This window comes from Pseudomonas sp. Irchel 3F6, assembly GCF_900187595.1.
Taxonomy (GTDB): domain Bacteria; phylum Pseudomonadota; class Gammaproteobacteria; order Pseudomonadales; family Pseudomonadaceae; genus Aquipseudomonas; species Aquipseudomonas siliginis.
In genome coordinates, this window is sequence record NZ_FYDP01000006.1 from 292,395 (window position 1) to 306,236 (window position 13,842).

Here is a 13,842-nt window from a genome sequence, read left to right on the forward strand (position 1 = left end):
AAAACCGGTCGGCAGCGTGCAGTGTGTAGCGCATGTTCGGATTGAAATTTTCAAAACGCTTTACGGACTCTTTGGCCCTCAATTTCCACCGCATCCGGAATCGCAGGAGGTGGCGAACAAGGCTTTTTTCCCTCGATTTTGGAAAGCCCAAGCTCGATTCGGTGCTCGCTGTTTTCTGTCGACTTGGGGGAAAACGCAGCGCTGTGTTGTTTTCTGATCGAGGATTGAGCGATTGAGGGTAGGACAACAGTTTTTCGGAGGTGGTTTTGAGGTGTTGATCTTGGATGGGCTTTTGGGGAAGGCTGGAGGAGCGAGGAAGGCAAGGATTTCGGGGGCGGTTGAGGAGGGGGGAAGCAAATAATTTAGATCAACGTATTGACATCATAACTTTTGAGATATCTTGATTTCGATCATGCGCACTTGCGGATTCTGCGCCTGCACGGCGAAGCGCTCAGGGTCGAAACGGCCGTCGCTGGTGCGGCAGCCGAAGTAGCCGCTGCCCAGTTCCCAAGTCAGATCACCACCGTGTTCGCGGTGATACGGGCTGATGCTGCCTTCGCCTGTGTCGTGGGCGAAGTTGCCGAGTTTGGCGCCCTGGTTCAAGGCGCGGATGGCGTTGGCACTGAGCGAGCCGAAGCTCATTGCCGAGATATTAAAGATCGATGCCGAGTACGGCTGCGTGCACTGCGGACCGCCGACAATGACGCGGAAACCGTTCGGGTCACTCAACGGCGCCGGGCGCATCGAATGGCCGATGAATTCGAAGCCGGACTGGTAGACGTCGATCAGCGTGCCGAACGGTTTGTCGGCAGTTTCGTTTTTCGCTCGCGAGTACACCAGCGAACGCTGCGCGCGGGAGAAGGGCAGGGCATCGCTGTCGGACTCGAGCAGGTACTGGCGAATCTCCGGGCGGATGCCTTCGACCAGATAACGGATGTTGCCCAGAATCGGATAATTGCGGCGCACTGCATGGCGCGTCTGCAACAGGTCGAACACGCCGAGCAGGCTCAGCACAGCGGTGGCGGCGGTGATCGGCCACAGCCAGTCATGTTCGAGAAAGGGCAGGCTGGCGAGGGTGAACATCACGCAGACGGCAAAGAAGGCGTAGCGGCTCAGCAGCGACAGGCTCATACGGTTTCCTTGGTTCGGATTGTTTGTGGCTGGCAGGCATATTGCGCCAACGACGGAACCGTGAACAGGCAGATTTCCCTCTCCTCGCCTACATCGGAGCCGTCTCGCTTACGATGCCAGTTGACTTGGCTGTTGAACGCGAGAAGCAGCCATGCAGCAATACTGGTGGGCAAACTTGTGGCATTGACGAACGCCTTCGCGAGCACGCTCGCACAAGGAATTGCAGTGAAAGGTGGAAGCGAACTTGCACGCGAAATCGACGATTGCCTTTTTGTTTATGCCGCGACCGATTCCTGAGGCGTTTGCCGTTTCTGGTCATGTTTGTGCTTGGCCCTGGCCATATCGTTGATGCAGTAATTGATGTGATAGAAGGTGAACAGGACTGAATACAAGCGGTTCATTCGCGGTTCGAAGTTGTGTTTGGTCAGTGTGTAGGCGCGCAAGGCTCTGCGAACTCGAAAGCACCAAGCAATGGCGATGAGCTGGGCAATGACCGTCATCGCATACCCCGTGGCTATGAACCGCGGATCAGATACGGTGAAAAAGATCCCTCCGATACCACAGAGCGCCAGATAAACGACCAGACCGGTCTGGCTCAGTGTCTTGATTTGAGTGACCTCCTCAACCACGGTTGTTGTTTTGTGCAGCCATACAACCGAGTAGAGCCCCATGGTGACTACGGTCAGGAGAATGAAATGGAGCGTCTTGAGATTGTTCTTTTCCTTGAGCGTTGAAATGTCAGACATGCAGCGTTTTCCCTCTTAGGCGATGTAGCGAATGGCTGCCGGGCAGCGATGAATAACGCTACCAAATTCGCGAGTGGGAAATTTCCGAGCCTTTGGGCGGACTTGTCGTCAGAGTCAGGCTGATCACGGATGCTCCTTGTAGGGATCTTCTGATGACGCAGGCGCGTCGGGCGTGGGATCCTGCGATCTTTTCGCACAAGGCATTTTTCGACTCATGACGCCGACATCCGCCGTTTCGCCCTGCATCATCCATATCGCCGCCGCCCTGTTGCTCAACGCCCAAGGCCAGACCCTGCTGGTGCGCAAGCGCGGCACCACGGCCTTCATGCAACCGGGTGGCAAGATCGAAGCCCACGAGTTGCCAGTACACGCATTGGCCCGTGAGCTGGAAGAAGAACTCGGGTTGCAGATCGACCCGGCGCAGGCGATTTTCCTCAACAGTTTTTCCGCCCCCGCCGCCAACGAGCCGGGCTTCATCGTGCACGCGGAGATTTTCCAATTGACCATCGATACTGACGTGTGTCCGGCGGCGGAAATCGAGGAAGTCATATGGGTCGATCCGGCCACTGATCCGGCGCTCGAGCTGGCGCCATTGACACGCGAACACATCCTGCCGTTTTATCGCCGTTCACTGACTGCACTCGCCTGATCATTCCCGCAAAGGACGTTGCCATGATCCCGCTGCAAGACCTGCTGATCTTCGCCGCCGCCGCATTGCTGATGGTGCTGACGCCGGGGCCGAACATGATCTATCTGATCTCGCGTTCGATCTGTCAGGGGCGCCGCGCGGGGGTGACGTCGCTGCTCGGCGTGGTCGGCGGGTTCTTCGTGCATATGTTCGCTGCGGCGGTCGGTTTGACGGCAGTGTTTCTTGCCGTGCCGATGGCTTATGAAGTGTTGAAATGGGCCGGTGCGCTGTACCTGCTGTGGCTGGCCTGGCAAGCAGTGAAACCCGGCGCGCGTTCGCCGTTCGAAGCGCAGCAATTGCCGCCGGACTCGTCGCGCAAGCTGATCACCATGGGCTTTCTCACCAGCGCCCTGAACCCGAAAATCGCCGTGTTCTATCTGTCGGTGTTCCCGCAATTCATCAGCCCTGAGCACGGCTCGGTGTTCACTCAAAGCATCGTCCTCGGCGTGACGCAGATCAGCGTCAGCTTCAGCGTCAATCTGTTGATCGCGCTGTTCGCCGCAGGCATCGCCTCATGGTTTGTGCGCAACCCGACGTGGCTGGTGATGCAGCGTTATTTCATGGGCATGGTCCTCGGTGGCCTCGCCGTACGGCTGATGCTCGAACAACGCCGGACCGCCTGACATGTGGATCGAGCGGCTGGACGCCAGCCATGCCCTGGCTTACCGCGAACTGATGCTGCAAGCCTACGACCGGCATCCGCAGGCGTTCACCTCCAGCGTGCGCGAACGCGCGGTGATGCCATTGAGTTGGTGGGAAGGGCGCCTGATTAGCAAGCTCGATGTGGTGCTGGGGGCATTCGATGCCGGGACGTTGGCCGGGATTGTCGGCCTGGCCTTTGAACCGCGCGAGAAGGCACGACACAAGGCCACGCTGTTCGGCATGTATGTCTCGGCGGATTTTCGTCGCAAGGGGCTGGGCTTTGATCTGGTGCAGGCGGCACTGGTCGAAGCGCAAAAGCATCCGGCGCTGAAATTGCTGCAGCTCACCGTGACTGCCGGTAATGACGCGGCTTTTCAGTTGTATCAGCGTTGCGGCTTCATTCAGTTCGGCCTCGAGCCACTCGCCGTGCGGGTGGGCGAAGACTACTTCGACAAGATCCACATGTGGTGCCAGCTCTGACCCACCACGACAATCCTTGTGGGAGCGAGCCTGCTCGCGAAGGCGTCCGTCCAGCCGACATCATCGCTGAATCATCCACCGCTTTCGCGAGCAGGCTCGCTCCCACAGGGGGAACTCTTGCTCGGAAAAATCAGCGTACGGCACTGACCCCATCGAGGGTCGAGAACGAGGTGTCCTTGGCGGTCAGCAGGAAATCGCGCATGTACGGCGCGTCGAGCATGTCCGTGCGAATCGCCGCGTACAGCGTCGCGAACAAGCCTTTCTCACCCAACCGTTTGCCCTTCACATAGCCGCGCGAGCTGTATTCATGCAGCGCCCAGTGCGGCATCCCGCAGACGCCACGGCCGCTGGCGACCAGTTGCATCATCATCACCGTCAGTTCTGAAGTGCGCACCTGCGCAGGTTCGATGTCGGCCGGTTCGAGGAAGCGGGTGAAGATGTCCAGGCGATCACGCTCGACCGGGTAGGTGATCAGCGTTTCCGTCAACAAATCTTCGGGAACGATGTACGGCTTGCTCGCCAGCGCATGCTGATTGGCCACCGCGAGCATGGCTTCGTAAGTGAACAGCGGCACGTAAGTGATGCCGGCAATTTCCAGCGGATCGGAGGTCACCACCAGATCCAGATCGCCGCGCGCCAGTGCCGGCAGTGGGGCGAAAGCGAAACCCGAAGCCAGGTCCAGCTCGACCTCCGGCCAGGCATCGCGGAACTGGTCGATGGTCGGCATCAGCCATTGAAAGCAGCTGTGACATTCGATAGCCATGTGCAGACGCCCGGCGGTGCCACCGGCCAGCCGACCGATGTCCCGTTCAGCGGCGCGCAACAGCGGCAGGGTGGCGTCGGCCAGTTGCAGCAGGCGCAAACCGGCGCTGGTGAAGCGCACCGGTTTGGTCTTGCGCACGAACAACTGCATGCCCATGCGCTCTTCCAGCTCTTTGAATTGATGCGATAGAGCGGATTGCGTCAGATGCAGGCGATCAGCGGCATCCACCAGGCTGTCGGCTTCGCGCAGGGCGTGCAGGGTTTTCAGATGTCGGATTTCAAGCACCGGCGGGGCTCCATGAAGAAAACTTGTGACGAATGCGGGGAAGGTGAGTTTGTCTCATGAAGCACGCTTTGTCGATCTGCCGGCCAGGATCCGGCGATGCATTCGACAGACGACCGCTCGGCACTCTTCATCAAACTGTCATGCAACTGTGGCAGCGCGCTTGAACGAACTTCATCAGACTCGCGCTCTACTGGGGTGCTGCGTTTTGGTGTTTTTCATGTTCAAGAGAGTTTTTTCAGTCGCGGCCGCGTTGGCCGCGCTTTTGTTCGGGGCCGGCTCGTTTGCAGCCGGACGCTGTGATGTCAACGTGCCGACCGAGCACGCCGAGCTGGCGCAGGTCAGTCTTGCCTATCAAAGTATCGGCCGCGCATCGGACCCGGCGCTGTTGCTGGTCATGGGCCTGGGTGGGCAGTTGATCCACTGGCCGGATGAAGTGGTTGTCGCTTTGTGCCAGCAGGGTTTCCGGGTGATCCGCTATGACAACCGCGACGTCGGATTGTCGACCTGGCGGCAGGCGCCGATCGAGGCCAATCTGACCTTCGAAGTGCTGCGTTACAAGCTCGGTTTACCGGTGTCGGCACCGTACAGCCTGACCGACATGGCCGACGATGCGTTGGGTTTGATGACGGCGCTGAAGGTTGAGCAATTCCACGTGCTCGGCGCGAGCATGGGCGGGATGATCGCCCAGCACATGGCGGCAATGGCGCCGCAGCGGGTGGAAAGCCTGACCCTGATCATGACCACTTCCGGCGCTGAAGGCCTGCCGGCACCGAGTGCGGCGCTCGTGCAGTTGCTCTCGCGCCGAGGTGCGCCGAACCGCGAGGTAGCGCTGGAGCAACAGGCCGATCTGCTCGCGGCACTCGGTAGCCCGGCGGTGACGGATGATCGACAGGCCTTGCTGCAACAGGCGGCGGCATCCTACGACCGCGCGTTCAACCCCGAAGGCGTCAAGCGCCAGATCATGGCAATCCTTGCCGAACCGAGCCGGGTGGCATTGCTCAATCAGCTGCGCGTACCGACCCTGGTGGTGCACGGCACGGCAGATCCGCTGCTGCCGGTGATGCACGGCGTGCATCTGGCGGCGCACATTCAGGGCAGTCAGTTGAAACTGATTCCGGGACTGGCGCATCGCTTTCAGGAGGCGTTCAAGGAGCCGTTGCTGGCGGCGGTGCTGCCGTATTTGCAGGCGCATCGCGAGGACACTTCGCATTGGGCTCGGGTCGATCCGCCGGCGCCGAACAATCTGCTGTAAGAGTGCGCCAGCATCCTGTCGCCAAAAAAATATCAATGTGCCACTATTGTTTGCCGCGTTGTTGCCGATAAGGCGCAGGAACGTTTTCAGACATAGGGACTTGATCCATGATTTTTCGCGCTACACGTCAATGGGCCGCGCTGGCCCTGCTCGCCGTACTGACTCTCACCGGCTGCGCCCATGTGCAACCGCCCGTGGCCCTGGACAAACAGTTCTGGGATGCCAAAGAGCCGACCATCGGTGTGGCCATTACCGTCGTACCGTCGCCGGTGCTGGCGCTGACCGGCAATCAGGGCATCCTCGATTACGCCATCAACGCCGGCGTCAACAGCAAGCTCAGCGCCAACGTCGAGACCTGGCAGGTGCGCGATCTGGAAACCCTGCCCGACGCCATCGTCGCCAAGCTGCAAGCCAAGGGCTACAAGGCCAAGCGCATTGATGAAAAGGTCGATCTGAAGACCTTCAAGGAAGTCGATTTCCGCGAGGGCTACATGACCAAGGACCTGTCGCCGATGAAAGCTGCCCACGGCATCGACCGTCTGTTGCTGGTGTCGATTTATGCCACCGGTGCCACCCGCAGCTACTACAGCATCGTGCCCACCAGCGTGCCGATGGCCCAGGTCGGCGGCCAGGGCATGGTGATCGATCTGTCGGACAACAGACTCTTGTGGTACCAGCCATTCGCCGCTGTGCAAGCCGCGCAAGGTGAGTGGGACGAGCCGTCTTACACCAACCTGTCCAACGCGTTTTATCAAGCGATGGATAACAGCCGTCAGCAAATGATCGCCCCGTTCGCACAATGAAACGACTGGCGCTGACCCTCGCGGCGATCTCGCTGCTGGCGTTGCCTGGCTGTGCGCAGAAACCGGCACCCGAGGCCGGTTTCAAGGATCAGGCCGCCATGAGCTATTTGCAGGCACACGGACTGAAGGTCGACGTGCAACTGCCGGCGGAGTTTGTCGGCGCCAGCACGGTGATCGACAGCAAGGCGGCAGTGAACGCGGCCAATTCCAGTTACACGCTGGTGTCGAGCTCCGGCGCGGGCGCCGGGCTGGCGGGCATTCTGGTGGCCAGCCTGATCAACACGCAAATGGGTTCCGGTACGTTACAGCGCGATGCCGAAAAAGCCGCGCTGAACGAATCGCGGCCGCTGGCCGACCTGCTCGCCGGCGTGCCGTTGCAGGAGCGCTTGCAACAGCGTTTTCAGGCGGCGTCGCAAGTCTCTGGATTCAAGCAGGGGGCAGGTGCGGTCACGGCACGGTTGCTGATCGAACCGAAGCTGATGCTGACGCCCGATCGCGGCAGTTTCGTGCTGGTCAATCAGGTGCAATTACAGGATATCGCCGGCTCGCCGCTGTACCGCATGCGCATCGAAGTGGCCAGTCAGCCGATCCGTCGTTGCGGCAAGCAATGCATCGATGACGGCGCCCTTGACCTGGCCAAGGTCACCGCCGTGCTGGATGAATGCATTGACGAATCCATGCGCGTGTTGAGCGCCGATCTGATGCAACCGACGCCACCGCCCGCCGCGCAGGAAACCCTGCGTTACGTGCTCGACGGCCAGCGCGTGGTCGAGCGCGGTTATCAACTGGCGCAGAACGGCAACTACTGGCGCTACCGCAATCTCTACGGTGCGGTGAAGTCAGTGCCAGTGCCGTTCGAGGATGCTCTGTCGTCCGCGCAACTGGCCAGAGTCTACGGTCGCTAGAGGCTGATGCACGTGGGTTCAGGCATGCAGCCGGACCCACACGCTCACCAATACCGTCGCCGCCATCAGCCACGCCACCGCCGCCACGGCCAGCGACGCTTCCAGGCGCATGCGGTCGACCATCACGTACAGCGTCGCCAGATAGATAAAGTAGGGAATGATCGACCACATCCCAAACACGATCGTGGTTTTCAGATCGTCGACCGAGCGGCCCTTGCCAACGATGTAGTGCGCAATCAGGGCAAAGGTCGGGAACAGCGGCACCAGACCGGCGATGTAGTAGTTTCTGGTCTTCGACAGCGCAGCGAGGATCAGCACGACTGCGGCGCCGATAGCGGCTTTGAGAATCAGATCCATCAGTGGCTCAGCCCGTACTTTTTGACTTTATCGAACAGCGTGGTCTTGGCCATGCCCAATTCCTGGCTGGCCTGGGTCAGGTTGCCGCCGCTGCGTTGCAAGGCGTCGACCAGCAGATTGCGCTCGAACGCTTCCACCGCTTCGGCAAACGCCAGACCCTGGCCGGCGCTGGCCCCGGATTTCTTGAAAGCCGGCAGGCCGAGGGCGAAGCGTTCGGCGACGTTGCGCAGTTCGCGCACGTTGCCCGGCCAGTCGTGGCTCATCAGGTTCGACAGGGTCTGGTTGTCCAGCTCCGGCAGCGCGCGGTCGAAGCGCAGCGCCGACTGCTGGGTGAAATGCTCGAACAGTTGCAGGATGTCTTCGCGGCGTTCGCGCAGCGGTGGCAATTCCAGGGTCACGACGTTGAGGCGGTAGTACAAGTCGCTGCGAAATTCCCCAGCCTTGCTCGACTCATCAAGGTCGGATTTGGTCGCCGCAATCACCCGGCAATCCACCGCCACGCTCTGGTTTGAGCCGAGGCGTTCAAGGGTGCGTTCCTGCAGTACGCGCAGCAACTTGATCTGCAATGGCAGCGGCATGCTTTCCACTTCATCGAGGAACAGCGTGCCGCCGTCGGCGTGCTCGATCTTGCCGATGCGCCGTTTGCCGGCGCCGGTGAAGGCGTTGGCTTCGTGGCCGAAGATTTCGCTTTCAAAAAGGTTTTCCGGCAGGCCGCCGCAGTTCAGCGCGACGAACTGTTTGCTGTGGCGCCGACTGAAATCGTGCAGGCAACGAGCGACCAGTTCCTTGCCGGTGCCGGTCTCGCCTTCGATCAAGACGTTGGCCGAGGTGTCGGCGACGTTGGCGATCAGCTCGCGCAGGTTCTGCATCGCCGGTGAGCGGCCGATAATCCGCCCTTCGAGCGAATCGCGTTCAGCCAGTTGCCGGCGTAGCGATGACACTTCACGGGCGAGGCTGCGTTGCTCCAGCGCCCGCCGCGCGACATCGACCAGGCGTTCCGGCGAGAACGGTTTTTCCATGAAATCGTAGGCGCCTTTCTGCATCGCGCCGACGGCCATGGAAATGTCGCCGTGGCCGGTGATCAGCACCACCGGCAGGCTGCGATCACGCTGCTTGAGGCGGGTGAGCAATTCCAGGCCATCGATGCCCGGCAGGCGGATATCGCTGATGACGATGCCGGCAAAGTTGTCGCCGACCTGCGCCAGCGCCTCTTCGGCACTGCCGACGCCGATGCATGGAATGTCTTCGAGGGTCAGCGCCTGTTGGCAGCCGAGCAGCACATGGGGGTCGTCTTCGACAATCAGCACACTGAGTTCAGGGTTCATATTGGCTCGGCAGAAAGAGGGCTTACCAACGGTAAACTGAGGACGAAAGTGGTGCCACCGCCGGCCGGGTGTTCGACACCCAGGTGCCCGCCGGTGGCGGCGGCGAGGCTGGCGGACAGGGTCAGGCCCAGTCCCAGGCCTTGCTCGCCGGGCTTGGTGGTGAAGAACGGTTCGAACAGATGCTTGCGCGCTTCGGCGTCGATGCCGTGGCCGTTGTCGCGCACCCGCAAGCGGTACTTGCCGTTGAATTCTTCACCCTCCAGCCACAGCTGCGGCTGCGGTTGCGCGTGCATGGCGTCGAGGGCGTTGCCGATCAGGTTGACGAGGATCTGTTCGAGACGGGTCTGATCGATCAGCAATTGCACATCGGCAAACTGCCGGTGAATCTGCAGCGCTGTGTTTTCCACGCGCGCGCCGAGCACTTGCAACGCGGCGTCGACGGCTTTGCCGAGACTGGCCTGACCCTTGTTGTCGCCGCGCCGGGCGAACGAACGCAGGCTGGCGGTGATCCGACCCATGCGGTCGATCAGGTCGTTGATGGTCTTGAGGTTGGTGCTGGCGACGTCGAGCTGGCCGCGCTCAAGAAAGCGCACGGTGTTGCCCGACAGCGTGCGCATCGCTGCCAGCGGTTGGTTCAATTCGTGGGCAATGCTGGTCGACATCTGACCGATAGCCGCGAGTTTGCCGGCCTGCACCAGTTCATCCTGGGCGCGGCGCAACGTCTCCTCGGCCTGACGACGCTCGCGGATCTGACTCTTCAGCCGTTCGTTGCTGGCGCGCAGATCGGCGGTGCGTTCGGTAATCCGACGCTCCAGTTGGCTGTTGGCTTCCTGCAGCGCTTCGCGGGCGGCGAGGCGGGTGGCGAGGACTTTGCGCCGCTCGTTCCAGGCAATCAGCAGGAAGGCGAACAGGGCAAACGCCACCGCCACCAGAATGCCTTGGTTGATGGCTTCGCGGCGCAGGTCCTGCAATGGCGTGAGCAGGGTGAAATTCCACGGAGTGTCGCTCAGCAGTCGGGTTTGCGCCAGATAACTGATGTCGTCTTCGTCGGGCTGCAATTCGCTGTTGGCCGGGAAGGTCAGTTTCTCCACGCCTTCGGCCAGCGTCTCGCGGGCCAGTGGTTGCAGTTCGTTGAGCGGGAACCAGTAGTACTGCAGGCTGCGGGCGAGTTTTTCCTTGACCTCATCGCTCAGCGGAATTACCGATTTCAGCCGCCTGGCGGGATCGCTGGACAGAATGATGATGCCGTTCTCATCGCTGACGAACGCTTCCAGACGCGCCCGCTGCCAGCGTTCCTCCATGGCTTCCAGACGCACCTTGACCACCGCGACACCGATGATCTTGCCGTGCTCTTCGAGGCCGTGGGCGAGGTAGTAACCGGGTTCGCCATTGGTGCTGCCGATGCCGTAGAAGCGTCCGGGCTGGCCGCGCACGGCGTCTTTGAAATAGGCGCGGAAGGACAAGTCTTCACCCAGATAACTGTCGACATCGCGCCAGTTGCTGGTGGCCATGACCCGGCCGGTGGTGTCCATCACGTAGATGGCCCGGCTGCGGCTGCGGCGGTTCAGGCCTTCGAGGTAGTCGTTGACCGTCTGCCGGTGTTCCGGGGTCGGGTCGGCCAGCAACTGCGGCACACTCGTTTCGAGTTCCAGCAGGCTGGGCAGGTAGGTGTATTTGCTGATCTCGCTTTCGACCGCGCGGGCGTGCAGTTCCAGCTGACGCTGGCCGTTTTCGCCGAGGCTGCGGATGCCGAAGTGTTCACTGGTCCAGAAGCCGATGAAACCCAGGCCGACCATCAGGGCGATGATCAGCGGCGGCAGGAACAGATGACGGATCAGACGGGGCTTCACGGCAAGTGATGGCTCGGCAGCGCGATAAAGAGTGGGGTCGCATTTCATCACAGATGCCTTGGGTCAACCACAACACTTGTTTGTGCCTGTGGCGAGGGGATTTATCCCCGTTGGGCCGCGAAGCGGCCCCAAAACCATCACTGCGGTTTAACTGAAAGACCGCATGCACGGGTTTTACGACTGCTGCGCAGCCGGACGGGGATAAATCCCCTCGCCACAGGGGATCTCATTGTCAGGCTGTCCGCACCCCACAGACAGGGTGCGGGTGTGTTGCTTTTAGTGCTGCAGGATTTTCTCGAGGAAGTGCTGCGCGCGTTCGGAGCGGGCGCTGATGTCGCCGAAGAATTCCTCTTTCGGGCAGTCCTCGATGATCTTGCCCTGATCCATGAAGATCACCCGGTCGGCCACTTTACGGGCGAAGCCCATTTCGTGGGTCACGCACATCATGGTCATGCCTTCGTGAGCCAGTTGCACCATCACGTCGAGCACTTCGTTGACCATTTCCGGATCGAGCGCCGAGGTCGGTTCGTCGAACAGCATGACGATCGGGTCCATCGCCAGCGCACGGGCAATCGCCACACGCTGTTGCTGCCCGCCGGACAGTTGCCCCGGGTGCTTGTGGGCGTGCGCCGACAGGCCGACGCGCTCAAGCAACTGCAGACCTTTTTTGGTCGCCTCTTCCTTGCTGCGGCCGAGCACCTTGATCTGCGCGATGGTCAGGTTTTCGGTGATGGTCAGGTGCGGGAAAAGCTCGAAATGCTGGAACACCATGCCCACGCGCGAACGCAGTTTCGGCAGGTTGGTTTTCGGGTCGGCGATCGACGTGCCGTCAACCACGACATCACCTTTCTGGAACGGCTCCAGGGCGTTGACGCATTTGATCAGCGTCGACTTGCCGGAACCCGACGGGCCGCAGACCACGATCACTTCGCCTTTCTTGACCTCGGTGCTGCAATCAGTCAGCACCTGGAAGTCCCCATACCACTTGTTGATGTTTTTGATAGAGATCATACGGCGAACCTTTTTTGCAGACGCTTGACCAACCGCGAGGCGGCGAAGCTGATGATGAAGTACACGAGACCGGCGAAAATCAGGAACTCATTGGAGCGGCCGATGATGTCGCCGCTGGCACGCGAGGCGTTGAGGAAATCCACCAGGCCCACGGTGTAGACCAGCGAGGTGTCCTGGAACAGGATGATGCTCTGCTGCAGCAGCAGCGGGGTCATCTTGCGGAACGCCTGCGGCAGGATGATCAGGCGCATCATCTGCCCGTAGTTCATGCCCAGTGCCTGAGCAGCACCCATCTGGCCCTTGGAAATCGACTGCACACCGGCCCGGACGATTTCGCAGAAGTACGCCGCTTCGAACATCATGAACGCCACGACGCACGAGGTGAACGCGCCGATCGGCGTGTCTTCGCCGGTGATCCAGCGCAGCACGAACGGCACCGCCAGGTAGAACCAGGTGATCACCAGCAGCAGCGGAATCGAGCGGAAATAGTTGACGTAGGCGCCAGCGATGCTCGACAGCAGCTTGTTGTGCGACAAACGACACAGCGCGAGGATCGTGCCGAGAATCATCCCGCCGATCACGCCCATGGCCATCAGCTTGAGGGTCATCACCATGCCGTTCCACAAACCGGGAATGGCCGGGACGATGCCACTGAAATCGAATTCCATTATTTACCCCCCACGGAGATCAGGCCGGGCACCGCGACTTTCTTCTCGACCAGGCGCATCAGCAGCATCAGGCTCATGTTGAGGGTGAAATAGATCAGCGTTGCCAGGGTGAACGCTTCGAACAGGTTGGCCGAGAACTCGGCAGTCTGTTTGGTCTGCGCCAGCAATTCCATCAAACCGATCAGGGACGCCACGGAGGAGTTCTTGAACACGTTGAGGAATTCCGAGGTGAGCGGCGGAATGATGATCCGGTAGGCCTGGGGCAGCAGCACGTTCCAGTAGATCTGCGGCAGCTTGAAACCCATCGCGCGGGCGGCGGATTCCTGACCCCGAGGCAGTGCCTGGATACCGGTGCGCACTTGCTCGCAGACACGGGCGGCGGTGAACAGACCGAGGCAGACGACAACGCTCAGGTAGGCCGAGGTGGTCGGATTGAGGTCCTGCTTGTACCACTCCTGCAGATCCGGCGGCAGCAGATCGGGCACCAGGAAGTACCAGATGAACAGCTGCACCAGCAGCGGCACGTTACGGAACAGCTCGACGTAGCAGGTCGCGATGCCCGATACGATGCGGTTCGGCACGGTGCGCATGATGCCCAGCAGCGAGCCGAGCAGCAGGGCGATGATCCACGCCACGACGGCGATGGCGATGGTCCAGCCCAGACCGGAGATGAACCAGTCGAGATAGGTCTCGCTGCCCACGCCGGTGGACTTGAAGAACACGCCCCAGTCCCAGTTGTAATTCATTAGGGTCTCCCCTCGATTCGATCGATGTACAAGTGCCCGCCTGGGGAACTCCGTTCCCTCCCCAGTCTTTTTTCAAAGACCGGGCACACGCGATCGGCTCGACAGCCACCGGTTCGAGTGTTTCCAGAAAAATGCCAGCAGGGAGTGACCATCCCCTGAAAAGGCAGGCGCCTCCTCAGGGGATAAGGTT

The 13,842-nt window shown here is 60.7% G+C and carries 14 protein-coding genes and 1 pseudogene; 6 read left to right on the forward strand and 9 right to left on the reverse strand.

The genetic code is table 11. The features are described 5' to 3' along the window. Nucleotides 1-390: 390 nt before the first annotated feature. Together CKW30_RS20715 and CKW30_RS20720 are read right to left on the reverse strand one after the other, a co-directional pair. Nucleotides 391-1,131: pseudogene (locus CKW30_RS20715) on the reverse strand (glutamate synthase-related protein); the annotation flags it as partial. A 275-nt stretch (nt 1,132-1,406) separates the two neighbouring features. Then, the gene (locus CKW30_RS20720; protein WP_056790069.1) at nt 1,407-1,877 is read right to left on the reverse strand and encodes a DUF4234 domain-containing protein; all 471 of its coding nucleotides are present in this window, start codon (nt 1,875-1,877) and stop codon (nt 1,407-1,409) included. A gap of 214 nt (nt 1,878-2,091) precedes the next feature. On the opposite strand from CKW30_RS20720, the gene CKW30_RS20725 reads away from it, so the two are divergent. Genes CKW30_RS20725 through CKW30_RS20735 form a run of 3 tightly spaced genes read left to right on the forward strand, consistent with a single transcriptional unit; the run spans nt 2,092 to nt 3,687 of the window. Further along, entirely contained in the window at nt 2,092-2,526 is a 435-nt protein-coding gene (locus CKW30_RS20725) for an NUDIX domain-containing protein (protein ID WP_095181775.1), read from the forward strand. Between the two features lie 23 nt (nt 2,527-2,549). Next, the gene (locus tag CKW30_RS20730; RefSeq protein WP_095181776.1) at nt 2,550-3,188 is read left to right on the forward strand and encodes a LysE family translocator; all 639 of its coding nucleotides are present in this window, start codon (nt 2,550-2,552) and stop codon (nt 3,186-3,188) included. Between the two features lies 1 nt (nt 3,189). Next, nucleotides 3,190-3,687: a GNAT family N-acetyltransferase gene (locus tag CKW30_RS20735; protein ID WP_056790061.1), complete on the forward strand. Its 498-nt coding sequence runs from the start codon at nt 3,190-3,192 to the stop codon at nt 3,685-3,687. A 130-nt stretch (nt 3,688-3,817) separates the two neighbouring features. On the opposite strand, the gene metR is transcribed toward CKW30_RS20735, so the two are convergent. Next, nucleotides 3,818-4,735 carry a transcriptional regulator MetR gene (gene metR, locus CKW30_RS20740; protein ID WP_016773382.1) on the reverse strand — a complete coding sequence of 306 codons (918 nt, stop codon included), beginning with the start codon at nt 4,733-4,735 and terminating at the stop codon, nt 3,818-3,820. A 217-nt stretch (nt 4,736-4,952) separates the two neighbouring features. Here metR and CKW30_RS20745 point away from each other — a divergent pair, with 217 nt between their 5' ends. The 3 genes from CKW30_RS20745 (at nt 4,953) to CKW30_RS20755 (ending at nt 7,695) form a co-directional block, all read left to right on the forward strand. Beyond that, the gene (locus CKW30_RS20745) at nt 4,953-5,987 is read left to right on the forward strand and encodes an alpha/beta fold hydrolase (protein WP_056790057.1); all 1,035 of its coding nucleotides are present in this window, start codon (nt 4,953-4,955) and stop codon (nt 5,985-5,987) included. 107 nt (nt 5,988-6,094) lie between these two features. Further along, the gene (locus CKW30_RS20750; protein ID WP_095181777.1) at nt 6,095-6,790 is read left to right on the forward strand and encodes a hypothetical protein; all 696 of its coding nucleotides are present in this window, start codon (nt 6,095-6,097) and stop codon (nt 6,788-6,790) included. Continuing rightward, on the forward strand, nt 6,787-7,695 hold the full coding sequence (locus tag CKW30_RS20755; RefSeq protein ID WP_095181778.1) for a hypothetical protein: 909 nt from the start codon (nt 6,787-6,789) through the stop codon (nt 7,693-7,695). The genes CKW30_RS20750 and CKW30_RS20755 overlap by 4 nt, the downstream gene beginning before the upstream one ends. Before the next feature lie 18 nt (nt 7,696-7,713). Here CKW30_RS20755 and CKW30_RS20760 read toward each other — a convergent pair whose 3' ends face one another. The 6 genes from CKW30_RS20760 to CKW30_RS20785 form a co-directional block, all read right to left on the reverse strand. After that, nucleotides 7,714-8,043, reverse strand: a complete 330-nt coding sequence (locus CKW30_RS20760) for a GlpM family protein (protein ID WP_177327026.1) — start codon at nt 8,041-8,043, stop codon at nt 7,714-7,716. Between the two features lie 8 nt (nt 8,044-8,051). Next, nucleotides 8,052-9,377 (reverse strand): sigma-54 dependent transcriptional regulator, encoded by a 1,326-nt coding sequence (locus CKW30_RS20765; RefSeq protein WP_024014166.1) that lies wholly within the window; start codon nt 9,375-9,377, stop codon nt 8,052-8,054. Then, complete coding sequence (locus tag CKW30_RS20770; protein ID WP_056790048.1) at nt 9,374-11,275, reverse strand: ATP-binding protein; 1,902 nt, start codon at nt 11,273-11,275, stop codon at nt 9,374-9,376. Before CKW30_RS20770 ends, CKW30_RS20765 begins: the two co-directional genes overlap by 4 nt. A gap of 228 nt (nt 11,276-11,503) precedes the next feature. Next, nucleotides 11,504-12,238: an amino acid ABC transporter ATP-binding protein gene (locus tag CKW30_RS20775; RefSeq protein ID WP_016773390.1), complete on the reverse strand. Its 735-nt coding sequence runs from the start codon at nt 12,236-12,238 to the stop codon at nt 11,504-11,506. Beyond that, on the reverse strand, nt 12,235-12,906 hold the full coding sequence (locus CKW30_RS20780) for an amino acid ABC transporter permease (RefSeq protein ID WP_016773391.1): 672 nt from the start codon (nt 12,904-12,906) through the stop codon (nt 12,235-12,237). Before CKW30_RS20780 ends, CKW30_RS20775 begins: the two co-directional genes overlap by 4 nt. Next, nucleotides 12,906-13,652 carry an amino acid ABC transporter permease gene (locus CKW30_RS20785; RefSeq protein ID WP_056790046.1) on the reverse strand — a complete coding sequence of 249 codons (747 nt, stop codon included), beginning with the start codon at nt 13,650-13,652 and terminating at the stop codon, nt 12,906-12,908. Before CKW30_RS20785 ends, CKW30_RS20780 begins: the two co-directional genes overlap by 1 nt. Nucleotides 13,653-13,842 lie beyond the last annotated feature (190 nt).

Excerpts from the sequence above, each read along its gene's own strand:
- CKW30_RS20720 (WP_056790069.1), bottom strand. The coding sequence starts at position 1,877 with ATGTCTGACATTTCAACGCTCAAGGAAAAGAACAATCTCAAGACGCTC.
- CKW30_RS20725 (WP_095181775.1), top strand. The coding sequence starts at position 2,092 with ATGACGCCGACATCCGCCGTTTCGCCCTGCATCATCCATATCGCCGCC.
- CKW30_RS20730 (WP_095181776.1), top strand. The coding sequence starts at position 2,550 with ATGATCCCGCTGCAAGACCTGCTGATCTTCGCCGCCGCCGCATTGCTG.
- CKW30_RS20735 (WP_056790061.1), top strand. The coding sequence starts at position 3,190 with ATGTGGATCGAGCGGCTGGACGCCAGCCATGCCCTGGCTTACCGCGAA.
- CKW30_RS20745 (WP_056790057.1), top strand. The coding sequence starts at position 4,953 with ATGTTCAAGAGAGTTTTTTCAGTCGCGGCCGCGTTGGCCGCGCTTTTG.
- CKW30_RS20750 (WP_095181777.1), top strand. The coding sequence starts at position 6,095 with ATGATTTTTCGCGCTACACGTCAATGGGCCGCGCTGGCCCTGCTCGCC.
- CKW30_RS20755 (WP_095181778.1), top strand. The coding sequence starts at position 6,787 with ATGAAACGACTGGCGCTGACCCTCGCGGCGATCTCGCTGCTGGCGTTG.
- CKW30_RS20765 (WP_024014166.1), bottom strand. The coding sequence starts at position 9,377 with ATGAACCCTGAACTCAGTGTGCTGATTGTCGAAGACGACCCCCATGTG.
- CKW30_RS20770 (WP_056790048.1), bottom strand. The coding sequence starts at position 11,275 with ATGAAATGCGACCCCACTCTTTATCGCGCTGCCGAGCCATCACTTGCC.
- CKW30_RS20775 (WP_016773390.1), bottom strand. The coding sequence starts at position 12,238 with ATGATCTCTATCAAAAACATCAACAAGTGGTATGGGGACTTCCAGGTG.
- CKW30_RS20780 (WP_016773391.1), bottom strand. The coding sequence starts at position 12,906 with ATGGAATTCGATTTCAGTGGCATCGTCCCGGCCATTCCCGGTTTGTGG.
- CKW30_RS20785 (WP_056790046.1), bottom strand. The coding sequence starts at position 13,652 with ATGAATTACAACTGGGACTGGGGCGTGTTCTTCAAGTCCACCGGCGTG.